Below are 14,011 nucleotides of genomic sequence, written 5' to 3' on the forward strand. Positions count from 1 at the left end.
TTTAGAGAAATTATTTCTAAAATGAAATATATGGCGGTTTTTCTATTGCAAAAATGGCTGAAAAGTAGTATAATCATAATGATGTATTATATGTGACTGCACTGAAATTTTCACATGGGTGCGGTTTTGACATGAAAGGAGCATTTTATGCGTAGATCGGGTATTTTAATGCACATATCCTCTCTGCCTAACGATTATGGTATCGGCAAGCTTGGCAAGGAGGCTTATGCTTTTGTGGATTTTCTTGAAAAGGCTCACCAAAAATGTTGGCAGATACTTCCCATATCTCCTACAAGCTATGGTGATTCGCCATATCAGAGCTTTTCTGTTCACGCTGGAAATCCATACTTTATAGACCTTGAAGCTCTGGAGAAAGAGGGTTATCTGAAACCTGCGGAATACAAGGATATTGAGTGGGGCGATGACAAAGGGTCTGTTGACTACGGCAAGATATACGAGACCATTTTCAAGGTGCTTAGGACGGCACACAAGCGTTTTCGCAAGAAGCCTGAAAAGGCATACTCAAAATTCGTGGTGGAAAACAAAGACTGGATATACGATTACGCTTTGTTTATGTCACTGAAATTTGCCAACAAGGGCAAGGCTTGGTATGAATGGGACGAACCGCTGAAAATGTACAAGCCTAAGGCGATAAAAAGTGCCAGAAAAGAATATGCAAATGATATAGACTTCTGGTGCTTTGTGCAGTATAAATACTTCCAGCAGTGGAAAAAGCTAAAGGCTTATGCCAACGAAAAGGGCATCGAGATAATAGGCGATATTCCCATATATGTGGCATATGACAGTGTTGAAGTGTGGAGTACACCGCAGTATTTCAGCCTTGACAAGGAGAAAAAGCCTGTTGAGGTGGCAGGATGTCCACCTGACGCATTCACGGCAGACGGTCAGCTTTGGGGCAATCCTCTTTACAACTGGGAATACATAGCAAGAGATAAATTCCGCTGGTGGGTAGAGCGTATAAAGGCGGCTTCTAACACCTATGACGTGGTGAGAATAGACCATTTCAGGGGCTTTGAAAGCTATTACTGCATACCATACGGTGCAAAGAATGCCAAAAAGGGCAAGTGGAGAAAAGGTCCTGACATGAGGCTTTTCAAAGAAGTGAGAAAACAGCTTGGGGACGTGAAGATAATCGCAGAGGACTTGGGTTTCCTTACAAAGCACGTTGTAAAAATGCTCAACGCAAGCGGATATCCTGGCATGAAGGTGCTGGAGTTCGGCTTTGATTCTGATAATACAAACGGCTATCTGCCCCACAATTTTAAGACCACAAACAGCATTTGCTATACGGGTACGCACGATAACGAAACCATACTTGGCTGGATAAAGAGCTGTGACGAAAAGACCAGAAGCTACTGCAAGGACTATCTTGGAGTTACAAAAGACGAGTTCGTGCCTTGGGCAATGGTAAGACTTTGTTGGTCCAGCGTGTGTGATACAGCTATCGCACAAATGCAGGATATACTTTGCCTTGACGATAAAGCCAGAATGAATACACCGTCAACAGTGGGAGCAAATTGGAAGTGGAGATTGGAAAGCTTTGATAAGCTTGATGATACTTTGGCGGAGAGATTGGCGAAGATAACAGCGGTGTATGGCAGATAGAGCAGGGATAAATGAGGAATGAGGAGTGAGGAATGTGCATAGCTTATCAGAGTTGTGCATAAGCACCGAGCGTAGCGAGCAATAAAGCGCAGGCTCAAGCCCGACGCTAGAGGGCTTGTGGGGTCAAGGGGCAAAGCCCCTGCGGAGTTTGAGGCAGAGCCTCAATAGGCGTAAGCCTACAAGCGGTGCAGAGTAAAACTAAAAAGCACATGAAAGTTTGATACCAGATAAAAATAATATCGGAGAATTAAATCTGCACCGCTTTTCTATCCCTTAGCGCAACGTAGATTCGCAAAGAGCGACAGCGATTTTGCGGCAGAAGAAAATTGACCAAAACATTGTAGGGAAACGGCTCAATTTCTGTTTCACAGAAATGCGACGTCCCACTCGAAGTGACAAGGTTTAAATTATCCAGAATTTGTGCAGAGCAACATTGTGCGGATAACACAAATGAGATTGCAGTCGAACCGTCGAGGGGTGCGGGACGCCGAGGGCGTCGTCCCCTACAGGGCGGTGGGAAAATTTTCATGGTTATTGAGCCATGTTGTTATCGTTGCTTGTTCCTTCGACGGGCGAACTATGTTCGCCCCTACCATACGTTATGCGGATAATAACAAAGTACAAAATGCAATAGAATACATAAAATATCAGAAAGGATAAAAACCAATGAACAAAGAACTGTTTTACAGCGAACTTAGTAAAGACCTGAAAAAGAAGTTTGGCACGAGCGTTGAAAAAGCTCTGCCTTGGCAGCTCCATGAAAGCCTGTCGGCTAATGTTATGGAGCTTATTGACAGCGATTGGGAGAACAGCAGAAAGGCTCACCTTGACAGCCGCAGAGCCTGCTATCTCTCTATGGAGTTCCTTATGGGCAGAGCCGTTTATAACAATCTCCTTTGCCTTGGTATCACTGACGAGGTGGACGAGCTTTTGAAGGCTCACGGCAGAAGTCTTAATGACCTTGAAGAAATAGAGGACGCTGCCCTCGGCAACGGTGGTCTTGGCAGACTTGCCGCTTGCTTCCTCGATTCCGCCGCCGCTCATGACCTGCCTTTGGACGGCTACGGAATAAGATACAAGTATGGCCTTTTCAAGCAGAAGATAGTTGACGGCTTCCAAAAGGAAGAAGCTGACAACTGGACTAAGTACGGCGACCCTTGGTCTAAGAGATGCGAAAATGACAAGGTAGTCGTTAAATACGGCGACCAGACTGTTTATGCTGTGCCTTATGATATGCCTGTTATCGGCTTTGGCACTAAGAACGTTGGCACACTCAGACTTTGGCAGGCTGAGAGCGTGGAGGATTTCGACTTCGCTCAGTTCGACTGTGGAAACTATGATGGTGCTGTAAAGGCTAAAAATGACGCTGAGAACATCTCTAAGGTGCTTTACCCTAACGATAACTGTGAAGAGGGCAAGATACTCAGACTCAAGCAGGAATATTTCTTCTCCTCCGCTTCTGTGACGGATATTCTCAAAAAGCATTTGGCTAAGTTCGGCACTCTTGACAACCTTGGCGACTATATTACTATCCAGCTTAACGATACTCACCCTGTTATCGCTGTGCCAGAGCTTATAAGACAGCTTTGTGCTGAGCATAGCTATGACTTTGACAAGGCTTTTGAGATCGCCCACAAGGTCTTTAACTACACAAACCACACTATCATGGCTGAGGCTCTTGAAAAGTGGGATTGCAGACTTGTGGAAAAGGTAGTGCCTGAGGTCTACACATATATCCTTATGATAAACGAGCGTTTTATAAAGGATATGTACGCTCTCAAAAAGGACAGAGAGTATATCTCTAAGCTTTCTCCTGTTGGCGACGGCATGGTAAAAATGGCATTTATGGCTATCTATGTTTCAAGCTATATAAACGGTGTTGCGGCTATCCACACTGAGATACTGAAAAAGGACGCTCTTAAAGATTGGTATGAGCTTTATCCTGAAAGATTTCAGAACAAGACCAATGGTATCACACAAAGACGTTGGCTTGCACTTTGCAACCCTGAGCTTTCCGCACTTATCACAAAGCTTTTAGGCAATGCAGACTGGGTGAAGAACCTGGACGAGCTTAAAAAGCTTGAAAAATATGCTGATGATGAGGCTGTGCTCAACGAGTTCATGGCTGTTAAGGAGGCTCAGAAGAACCGCCTTGCCGCTTTTGTAAAGGAGCATGACGGTGTTGATATCGACCCGAACACTATTTTTGACATTCAGATCAAGCGCCTGCACGAATACAAGAGGCAGTTCCTTAACGCTTTGTCTATACTTTACATTTACTATGGCATCAAGGACGGCTCTATAAAGGACTTCACACCGACAACATTTATTTTCGGTGCTAAGTCTGCACCGGGATACAGGAGGGCTAAGGCTATCATCAAGCTTATTGGCGAGATAAGCAAGCTTGTGAACGCTGACCCTGACACAAAAGACCTTATCAAGGTGGTTTTCGTACAGAACTACAACGTTTCCTATGCGGAAAAGCTTGTTACTGCGGCTGATGTTTCTGAGCAGATATCTACGGCAGGCACTGAGGCGAGCGGTACAGGCAACATGAAGCTTATGCTCAACGGTGCTGTTACGCTTGGAACTTATGACGGAGCTAACGTTGAGATCGTTCAGGAGGCAGGCGAGGAGAACAACTACATCTTCGGTGCAAGAGTAGAGGAGCTGGCTGAGATAATGCCAAAGTATGACCCTAGGGAGATACTTTTCTCAAACGACAAGATAAAGCGTGTTCTTGACAAGCTTATTGACGGCAGTCTTTCAGACGGTGGCGTTCCGTCCAACGAGGAGGGCAGCTTCAAGGAGCTTTACAAGGCGCTCACCGACGGTGCAAGCTGGCACGTTCCTGACCACTACTATGTTCTTGGCGACCTTGAAAGCTATGTTCAGGCAAAGCTCAAGGTCAACGCAGACTACAAGGACAAGCTTGCATTCGCTAAGAAGTGCTGGCTGAACATTGCAAATGCCGGCAAGTTCTCTTCTGACAGAACTATCAAGGACTATGCAGAAAACATCTGGAAGATAGAGCCTGTTAAGCTGTAATTGGAACTCAAATTTCTATGCAAATTGAATTTGTTAAGGGTATCGCACATGATTTTAAGCTTTTTATACACGGAAATGAACTTATCATAATATTAATTTGCGAAAATATGAACTAAAGCATTAATACACAAAGGACAGGCTCGTTTTTTGACGGGCTTGTCAGTTTTGATGTAAATATATTCAAGGGATAGATTTACATAAATGGCAGGAGGATAAATGTTAGACACCTTACTTAAACTAGACGGCGACATACTGTTATGGATACAGGACAACCTGCGTGCAGGGTGGCTCGACCCTATAATGAAGTTCATAACATATCTTGCAAACGGCGGTGCGTTATGGATAGGCATATGCGTTTTACTTCTCATACTGAAAAAGACTAGAACAACAGGCATCGTGTGTTCATGCTCCCTTGCGGTGACTTTTCTTATAAACAACATTATTTTGAAAAACATTATTGCCAGAACAAGACCTTACGAGGTGGTCGAGGGGCTTAACAGGATAATAGGTGCACAATCGGACTACTCGTTCCCGTCTGGACATTCGGGAGCTTCCTTTGCAGTGGCGGTGGTAATGTTCATGGAGATGCCGAAAAAATATGGCGTGCCTGCACTTATAGTGGCAACACTCATTGCGTTCTCACGGCTGTATGTTGGTGTGCACTATCCATTCGACGTTATCGCAGGCGTTCTAACGGGAACGATATATGCTGTTATCACAGTGGCAATATACAGAAAATTCTTCAAGGGCAAGAAACATTCTGAAAAATAAAAGACATTTGACGGGCGGTTTTTGACCGCTCGTTTTTTGTTGCTTTATCATCAAATTCTATTGAAAATCAAGTGTAAATATGATATCATAGAGATAATAAATATAAAGGAGAAAATCTTATGAAAAAGGTGCTTAAAACTATTCTTATGGGTGCTGTGGCTTTCAGCCTTGCTATGGGAGTGGGCTGTGTGACTGGCGAAAACAGCAGTCTGGAAAAAGAAAGCTCAAAGGCTGAGGACAGCAGTTCACAGAATAAGCGCAGACAGCTTCGTGACAAGTCTGACTACGGAAAAGTGATAGCCCTCACTTTTGATGACGGCCCTAACACTGACACAACTCCCCTTGTTCTTGACAAGCTTGAAGAACACGGCATTGTGGCTTCGTTTTTCGTTATCGGAAACAACATCACAGACGAGAGTGCAGAGGTCATGAAGCGTGCTTACAACATGGGCTGTGACATTGAAAACCACTCTCAGAGCCACCCTGACATGACAAAAATGACCGCAAAGGAGATAAAGGCCGAGATAGACTTTACCTCTGACAAGGTGGAAGAGGCTGTTGGCGAACGTCCACAGTTTTTCCGTCCGCCATATATTGCGGTGAACCAGACAATGTTTGACGTTATAGATATGCCGTTTATATGCGGATACGGTGCAGAGGACTATAACAATGCCATAGGCGTTGAGGAGCGTGTTGAAAAGGTGCTTGCACAGGCCAGGGACGGTGGCATTATCCTGCTTCACGATATGAACGGAAACGTTCAGACAGTTGCAGCCCTTGATAAGATAATCCCTGCCCTCAAGGAACAGGGCTACGAGTTCGTTACCATAACAGAGCTTTTCCACGCAAAGGGAGTTGCCATTGACCCTGACTCCGAGATAATCTACAGCTACGCTGAGCAGACAGAGATGTACGGCTAAAAATGACAAACAAAACCGCCTGAGAGAAATAGCTTCTCAGGCGGTGATTTTTTTTATCAAGTAAATCGTGCCCCAGGCTGATCCTCTGGTGGGATAGGCGCTCCGCAATGAGGACATTCTGTACAAGTGTCTACGACATAGGTATAGCCGCAATATTCGCAGGCTTTTTCCTGAGCTGCGTCAGAACATGGCTTTGCTTTGGCATATTTTCTCGCCTTTGGATTTATGCCTATCATAAGGCAGGCGTGCAGACACACAAATGCCAGAATGGCGATTGAAGTAAATAGTATACTCCAATTTACTTTACTCTTCATTACGGTAGGCGTCAGGTCGTCAAATGATGTGCTGATAGCCGAGGACACTGTATAGCGTGTTCTCGCTGTGAGATTTTTCTGCAGCTCGTCATTGAAGCTGTTCGTTACTGATTCTGTCAGAACATCATCTGTATCATTGCCCTGCATACCCTCCAAATACCAATCCTCAAAGCCGTCAGAGGAAGAATAACCGTCTGGGGTAGAGTAAACTATGAGCCAATGGCTCTCGTCCGTAAAGTGGTTCACATACAGATCATAGGCATAATTTTCAAAATCTGAATAATACCCCTGCCAATCGGAATTTTCCACTGTTATGACCGCAGGTGAGATACCGGTGCGGTTATAAAATGCCACCAGCGAGTTCCTAAGCTCTGCGGTGTTGCCAAGGACGTTTGCTTTATCCTCCACAACTATTTTATAATCATAGTTCTGGGGAAGCTTATGAGGGTGATGATAAGCCTCGGCAAACATAGAAAATGTGAATAAAATAAACGGCAGATAGAAAAGCAGCATAAGAAACCTCAAAGGACTTCTTTTTTCGGTTATGTCATAATCTGCATAGACATAGACAGGTCTGTGATGATCATAATATACATATCTTCTTGCGTCCGGAAAATAGGTGCTTCTTACGTGGCGTGAGCTTCTTCCTGAGCCTCCGTGTGAATGGCTGCTGTGATGCGAGCCTCCGTGTGATCCTCCTCCGTGAGAGCCGCCTCCCGATGAATGTGGCATTTATTTTTTACCCCTTTCTTATTTTTTTGCAGCATCTGCGACAGGCTGTTCTGTTTCCACGTTATGTGGTCTGAGCGGTGCTCCGCAGTGTGGGCACTCATGACAAGTGCCGATAACATAGACATTTCCGCAGTATTCGCAGGTGTCCTCTTTTGCATCATTTGCACATTTCACTGCGCTTCGGTAAGCCTTTTTATTCGTGATAAGCGTCTGATATATCTCATAAGCCCCGATACCTGACAAGAGAAGTCCCCATATCACGAACAGCCACTCTACATGACCGTCCATAACGTTTGGCGTAGTTTCATCAAAAGCCGCTGCTATAGCAGAGCTGACATCATAACGGCTGTTGGCGGTAAGATATTTCTGCATAAGATCTTTGAAATCGTCTGCTACATCTACAGTTATGATATTGTCGGTATCATCGCCCTGCATACCCTCCCAGTACCAATCGTTAAAATCAGGGTCGGGAGATGTAGGTTCAGAATAAACCACCAGCCAATGCTCCTCGTCGTCAAATTCCGTCACATACATATCATAGGCAAAGTCCTCTAGCTTTGAATAGCTTCCCTGCCAATCCTCGTTGTTCACTGTCATTACCTCAACAGGTATACCCGTTTCGTCATAGAAATCATCTATTGCGCTTTGCACCATATCGGCATCGTCAATTACCCCTGCACAGTCCACTATCTCACAGCTATAAGAAGGACTTGTATCCATTTTTTGTGGCTTATCATAGCACATGGCAAGAAGCATGATACCAAAGAGCAGGCTGACAGCACTGCCAAGTATACTGAAAAACTTACCTGAAGCGGTCCCCTTGCGAATATCATAGTCAGCATAGACATAGACAGGACGATAGTTCTCATAGTATACGTATCTTCTTGCCCCAGGAAAGCTTGTGTGCTTTATGTGTTTAGCACTCGACCCTCCCGAGCTTGATGAAGAGCTGGAAAAGCCTGAGCCGCTGTGTGACCCTCCGCTGTGAGAGCCTACCCTGATGAATGTGGCATTTTTTTACCCCTTTCCCCTATACAAATCTATAAATCCATCAATACTGCACACGCTCGGCTGTGTAGCCGTCTTTTTCAAGCAGGTCGATTATTCCTCCCTCGCCTGCATAGTGTGCCGCACCAACAACATAGAACACGTTCTTGCCCTGAGACATAAGATCCTCGGCAGCTTTTGCCATGTTCTTGTTTCTGTCATAGAGCATTTGGTTATTATAATCCTCGGCGATCTTTTTGTCCTCCTCGGTATAGCCTGCAAGCTCCTCCTCGTTATCTTCCTCAAGGAAGGTTTCGATATCCCCCGACTTCCATGCGGTATAGAGGTCTTCAAGAGCCTGCTTTTGGCTCTCCTTGGTTTCACCCTCGTAGCTTCTGAACATAAGGTCATAGATATCGTCAGAGAAGTTTATGAGCAGATTCATCTGAAAATCCACCGACTCAACTTCATATATCTCCTTGCCGTCTGCGTGGGCGGTGGTAAGAAGGTAGTTATCAAGACCCTTTTCCGAATCAAAGTCGGCATCCTGAATAAGCAGTGTATCGAGGGTACTGGATATTGCCCACGGTCTATAGACCTCCAAAGCTGAGATATCCATGCCCCAATAGCCGAGATATGTTTGCAGTGCTGAATATGCTTCCTCGGAAATATGCTGGCTGAGCTTTGTGTTATCATTATAAAGCATTTGCTTCATAAGATTTTTCATATACTCGCCGTCCTCGCTTGTGGAGGTTATATCGCACTCCACCGCAAGTATATCAGCATTGTTGTACGCATTCGTTACTGCCTCAGGGAGCGGATAGCACTCGTCTTTCAGTGCATGGAAAGAGCCGAGCATCACCATTGTGTTGCCCTCAGGTGAAGTCACTTTCCACATAGCAGGTGTGATACCGTTTGTCTTTGTATCGTCCGTTACCGCTGATGAACTGTCTGAAACACTGCTGTCAGGTGCAGAAGTGGCAGAAGCTGTACTGCTCGCCTCCCCTGTGGTGGTTGTATCAGCCGTTGTGTCGGCTGTTGTAGTTGTGGCTGCCTTTGAGCTGCTGTCGGTCTGTGAACTGTCAGGCACCTCTCCGCATGAGCAGAGAAGTGCGGTGCACATTGCAGCGACTGTAAAAAGGCTCAATGTTCTATGTATCTTTTTCATGGTTTTATCTCCTGTCTTCATAGTTGTATGTTTCAGTATATCACACATCAAAGAAATTTTCAAGTATGGTTACAATTTTGTAATAGTCAGGCTTTATTCTCTCTTATACGCTTTTCTATCGTTTCCATATCTATGCCGTATTGTTTAAGGATAGTCTGAGCGAAGCTGTTGTCACGGGGCATTCCACGGACTATCTTATACTTTCGCTCTCCTGTTTCATCATCTGCGTCGGCGACAATGTTTGCAAGCTTTGTTCTGAGCGTGCTGTCTTTATTAAGCTCCACGGTCTTGTATGCGATATCCACAAGATGTGTTGCAAAAACTCCTCTCACGCCCATTTTGCAGAATATCCTCAAAAGCTCGCAGGCGACCTCAACACACTCCCTTGGGGTTGTGCTTTGGATAGACTCGTTCATAAGAAGCAGGCTGTTTGCTGTGATAGTGTCGCTTATTTCACGGAACTCTTTTATCTCTGTGGTGAAACGGCTGGTGTCGATACCCGTTTTTTCCTCTTGCGGGAACTGAGTGTAGATATAGTCCACAAGGGATATCTCACAGTATGAAGCAGGCACATAAAGTCCTGTCTGCGCCATTATCTGACACAGACCGACCGCACGGAGAAATGTGGTCTTTCCGCCATTGTTTGCGCCCGTAAGCACATAAAAGCCCTCGCTGTCACCTCCCATGGTGATATCGTTTGTGACAACGGATTTTTTCTCCTTGTGGTCAAGATTATATATCCTGGCTTCACGGAAATAAACAGGGTCAAAGATATCCTTTATGACGGCTTTCCTCTCACCTGCAGGAAGAATTTTCGGACGGCACATTTTAAGCCCCTGATCTTCGCAGGCTTCTATCACAGCCACTGCGCCCATGTAGTATTCAAGCTGATAGTCTATATAGCGCATATCGGCAATGCCTGCTTTCTGATACTCAGCAAGCACCTTGTCTATCATTTTCACAAAAGTATCAGTAAGATCGCTAAGCTCGTCAAAAAGGGTCTTATCCACAGTGTTGATAAGCTTATCGTCAGACACCTCGCTGTCATTATACTTTTTTCTGAGATTTTTCACAACAGCCTTATCGTTGAACTTTGCACCATGGTAAAGTATCCTGTCCACAAGGGACGGTTTTATATCGTAACGCTCTTTTGAAAGCTCTATAATGCCTGCTGAAACAGGAACTAGCCTTTCATCGAGGTTTATGGCAACTGTAACGCTTCGTATGCGGTCATAGAGTGCCTTTTTAAGCTTCTCTATCTCACCCTTCAGGGATATATAATGCTTGTCGCCGTAATGCTCCTCAAAGAACGCAAAAAGCTTTTTTACGCCCTCTGAGCGTATCTTGTCTTTCATTTTTCCATAAAAATCGTGCATTATCTCCATGCACTGTATGTAAGCGTCAAAACCGCTTATGGCATCATCAAGCTGTGAAAAGCTGTCGGGAGTAGTAAGATTATAGATGTTCTTTCTGTCATTTTCCACCATGACGTTTATCACCTTGCGTATGGTGGCAGACAATGACGGAAGCCTTATGAAATCATCAAGAATATCAAGGCGGTAGTTTATTACCTCCTCATCGTCGCAAACCTCACAAAAAAGCCTCATTACACGATACTGGTAATGGGGCGTGATAAAATCAGTCACCTTTTCAAGCTCCAGATTGTCAACAAACGCTCTGGGGAGCTTTTCAAGGGCGGCAGCTCTTTTTTTCATTGCGTTGTGCTTTTCCACAGAGGGATAAAGCAGGTCAGCCACAGGGGCTTTCATATCAAATTCGTCAAGTTTTGAAGCCATTTTCGTTTCCTCACTGGTCTTTGGCAAGGGCTTTCAGGTCTATTATTATGCCCACCTTTGCAAGAGCCTTTGACATAAGCTCTGCACTCAGGGGGTAGATATCAGTTTTTCCACACTCGTGGTCATACTCATATCTGAAAAACTGCACATAATTCTCCTGATAATCCTCAGACGTATAAACTTTTCCCATGATATATTTATTTTTTATGGCATAATAGTTCACAGGCTTGAGCCTGAGAATAGCTTTCGGGTCGGCAGACATTTCCGATGCGAGGGTATCAAAGCCCTCGTCAACGTAGTTTATTTTTCTGCACTTCATATCCTTTATTTTCTTTTTCAGAGGCGGCTCGCTCTGAGCCTGCTTCTTTTTGAACAGTGAAAACATTTTTACACACCAAGCCTCTCAAAAAGCTGTTTGCGGCAATCCTCTTCAAGCTTATCGTTTATAGGTGCGGGGATATACTTTTCGCCAAGCTTACGGCTCATGCAATATGAAATAACATAGTCGCTGACCTTTGGATTTTTTGACAGAAGCGGACCATGGAGATAGGTTGCGATAACGCTTTTTTCCATATATCCCTCGGTACTGCTTTCAAACTCGTTGCCGTTGCCTGAAAGGACTTTTCCGAATGGTGACTTGACGTTGGTGGTCTGTCCGCCATGGTTTTCAAAGCCTATCACCTTGTATTTTTCTCCGTCAAGCTGAGCTTCTATAACGATATTACCGATACATCTGCATCTTTTATCGGTAGACGCCACAGTATAGTAATCAAAAAGCCCCAGACCAGGCACTTTCTCACCGTTTGAGTCCTTATAATACTGACCCATGAGCTGATAGCCGCCGCATATCATCAGGAAAAATGTTCCTGCCTTATAAGCTTCCATGATACTGTCCTTGCAGGAAACGAGGTCATCTGCAAGTATCTGCTGTTCAAAGTCAGCACCGCCGCCAAGATAGATGATATCATACTGGGTGAAATCAGTTTCCTTGTCACCAATAAGATGCTTTGAAACTTCCAGCTCTATGCCACGCATTTTACAGCGGTATGAAAGCACTTCAACGTTGCCGCTGTCGCCATAGAGGTCAAGCATATTAGGATACATATGAAGAATTTTCAGCTTTTCCATTTTACTTTTCCTCCCCGTTTTCTTTCAGGCTCTTATATTTTTTTATTGCGGCTCTTGTTGGCTGAATAGCAGTATAATTGGCTATGGCGAACTTATCACCCTTTGTGGAGAAGAGTGACGCTGTTGCTTCGTCAAGGTCAGGATAAACGAATATCTTGTCAGGGTCATAGCCTGAGCATTTTATTCTTATGGCGATATCATAGGCTCTCGTACCGGAAGTCACAACTCTGTCAACATTATTGAACACAGAGAAGTTTATATCCCATATCCAAGAAACGTCATGGCCGTCTGCAAGGTTATCGTTAAGGACAAAAAGCAGTTCCTTTGAGCCTGCCTGCTCGTTCATCACACGCAGGGTCATATTTGCGCCAACAGGGTTTTTGGCAAGGTTCACAAGGAGGCTTGAGCCGTCAACCTCAAAGCGTTCAAGTCTGCCGTTATTGACCTCGAAATGCTCAAAAGTGTCATGCAATATAGCCTTATCAAAATTATAGAGCTTTGCGGCGGTATAGACAGCCGCCATGTTATACATATAATAGATACTGTTATGAGCGGTCTTATATGTTTCCCCGTCTGCTTCAAAGGACGGAACAGTCAGGTCAACGTTCTTTATCTCCACCTCAGGCTCGATATTGCCGAAACCGCATTTCGGACAATGGAACTTGCCGATATGTGAATACTGATAATAGTCATAGACAAGCTCAGTATCGCAGAAAGGACAGAACTTGCCCTCGCCCACCTCATAAGGCTTATCCGTTGCACCCTGATATCTGTCAACGCTGAAATAGTGGATATTCTTGTTATTAGGGTTAGCAAGTCCAAGTCTTGCCACGTTTGGGTCATCGGCATTGAGAACAACGTTGCCCTCAAATGTTTCAAGGAACTTCTTCACCTTGAGTATGAGTGTTTCCACCTCGCCGTTTCTGTCAAGCTGGTCACGGAAGAAATTCAGCAGAACAAGGGTCTGCAAATTGAGCTTTGAATAGACCACAGGAACGTGTGACTCGTCAGTTTCAAGCACAAGATAATCGGCGTGGACTCTGCCCCTCATATCGCAGTGATTGAGCAAAAGTGAGCATATTCCCGTATCAAGATTGTTGCCCTCCGGGTTTGTGATTATCTTCTTTCCACCGCTTGCAAAAATGTGGCTGAGATAGTTTGTAACAGAGGTCTTGCCGTTGGTGCCTGTGACGGCGACGATAGGGCAATCCACCTTGAAAGCCTTAAGGCAGTCTTTATTTATAGTCCACAGCACAAGCCCGGGAAAGTTGCCTGCGTCCCTGCCAAGCAGGTGCAGTGTTTTAACCATAAGCTTGCCGAAAATAATGGTGAAAGCGTTTTTTAAACTCATTTATGTATCTCCTATTAAAATAAAGTCGTATAAAATAATAATAGACCATAACGCCCATAATGTCAAGCATTTTAGACCTTTGCAAACAAAAAAACTGTAGTGCTACAATAGATATTGGACAAAATTAAGAAAAAAGAAAAGAGAGATAGGCAAAAATCTGATAAAATAAA

11 protein-coding genes are annotated in these 14,011 nt (G+C 44.5%); 4 read left to right on the forward strand and 7 right to left on the reverse strand.

Annotated features, from left to right (window positions below; genetic code table 11):
- Nucleotides 1-147: 147 nt before the first annotated feature.
- The 4 genes from malQ to AB5123_RS10785 all read left to right on the forward strand — a co-directional run bounded on the left by malQ (nt 148) and on the right by AB5123_RS10785 (nt 6,365).
- Nucleotides 148-1,626, forward strand: coding sequence for a 4-alpha-glucanotransferase (malQ, locus tag AB5123_RS10770; protein ID WP_337812137.1), 1,479 nt, complete (start codon nt 148-150; stop codon nt 1,624-1,626).
- A gap of 666 nt (nt 1,627-2,292) precedes the next feature.
- Nucleotides 2,293-4,674, forward strand: coding sequence for a glycogen/starch/alpha-glucan phosphorylase (locus AB5123_RS10775; RefSeq protein WP_288163304.1), 2,382 nt, complete (start codon nt 2,293-2,295; stop codon nt 4,672-4,674).
- A 216-nt stretch (nt 4,675-4,890) separates the two neighbouring features.
- The gene (locus tag AB5123_RS10780) at nt 4,891-5,445 is read left to right on the forward strand and encodes a phosphatase PAP2 family protein (RefSeq protein ID WP_117892061.1); all 555 of its coding nucleotides are present in this window, start codon (nt 4,891-4,893) and stop codon (nt 5,443-5,445) included.
- A gap of 119 nt (nt 5,446-5,564) precedes the next feature.
- On the forward strand, nt 5,565-6,365 hold the full coding sequence (locus AB5123_RS10785; RefSeq protein ID WP_242998749.1) for a polysaccharide deacetylase family protein: 801 nt from the start codon (nt 5,565-5,567) through the stop codon (nt 6,363-6,365).
- Between the two features lie 56 nt (nt 6,366-6,421).
- On the opposite strand, the gene AB5123_RS10790 is transcribed toward AB5123_RS10785, so the two are convergent.
- From AB5123_RS10790 to AB5123_RS10820, 7 genes are all read right to left on the reverse strand, one after another.
- A complete protein-coding gene (locus AB5123_RS10790; protein ID WP_117892060.1) occupies nt 6,422-7,411 on the reverse strand; it encodes a TPM domain-containing protein in 990 nt (329 codons plus the stop codon).
- Nucleotides 7,412-7,429: 18 nt separating this feature from the next.
- Entirely contained in the window at nt 7,430-8,131 is a 702-nt protein-coding gene (locus AB5123_RS10795) for a hypothetical protein (protein WP_368364813.1), read from the reverse strand.
- A 331-nt stretch (nt 8,132-8,462) separates the two neighbouring features.
- Complete coding sequence (locus AB5123_RS10800; protein ID WP_278634779.1) at nt 8,463-9,566, reverse strand: TraB/GumN family protein; 1,104 nt, start codon at nt 9,564-9,566, stop codon at nt 8,463-8,465.
- A gap of 86 nt (nt 9,567-9,652) precedes the next feature.
- A complete protein-coding gene (locus tag AB5123_RS10805; RefSeq protein ID WP_368364814.1) occupies nt 9,653-11,362 on the reverse strand; it encodes a DNA mismatch repair protein MutS in 1,710 nt (569 codons plus the stop codon).
- Nucleotides 11,363-11,372: 10 nt separating this feature from the next.
- Nucleotides 11,373-11,747, reverse strand: coding sequence for a hypothetical protein (locus AB5123_RS10810; RefSeq protein ID WP_022287641.1), 375 nt, complete (start codon nt 11,745-11,747; stop codon nt 11,373-11,375).
- Nucleotides 11,748-11,749: 2 nt separating this feature from the next.
- Nucleotides 11,750-12,490, reverse strand: a complete 741-nt coding sequence (locus AB5123_RS10815; RefSeq protein ID WP_038672291.1) for a type 1 glutamine amidotransferase — start codon at nt 12,488-12,490, stop codon at nt 11,750-11,752.
- Between the two features lies 1 nt (nt 12,491).
- The gene (locus tag AB5123_RS10820; protein WP_046441271.1) at nt 12,492-13,841 is read right to left on the reverse strand and encodes a MurT ligase domain-containing protein; all 1,350 of its coding nucleotides are present in this window, start codon (nt 13,839-13,841) and stop codon (nt 12,492-12,494) included.
- Between the last annotated feature and the right edge of the window lie 170 nt (nt 13,842-14,011).

It is taken from the genome of Ruminococcus sp. RTP21204st1_B2_RTP21204_210225 (genome assembly GCF_040914135.1).
GTDB lineage: Bacteria > Bacillota > Clostridia > Oscillospirales > Ruminococcaceae > Hominimerdicola > Hominimerdicola aceti.